Consider the following 216-nt stretch of genomic DNA (forward strand, 5'->3'; position numbering starts at 1 on the left):
ACGGCTGGCTCCAAAAGGTTACCTCACCGGCTTTGGGTGTTACAAACTCTCATGGTGTGACGGGCGGTGTGTACAAGGCCCGGGAACGTATTCACCGCGGCATGCTGATCCGCGATTACTAGCGATTCCGACTTCATGTAGGCGAGTTGCAGCCTACAATCCGAACTGAGAACGACTTTAAGAGATTAGCTAAACCTCGCGGTCTCGCGACTCGTT

The 216-nt window shown here is 53.7% G+C and carries 1 rRNA gene; it reads right to left on the reverse strand.

Annotation, left to right across the window (positions count from 1 at the left end):
- Positions 1-216, reverse strand: a 16S ribosomal RNA gene (locus tag LPAF129_RS11160); the annotation flags it as partial.

Source organism: Ligilactobacillus pabuli (assembly GCF_022836475.1).
Taxonomy (GTDB): Bacteria; Bacillota; Bacilli; order Lactobacillales; family Lactobacillaceae; genus Ligilactobacillus; species Ligilactobacillus pabuli.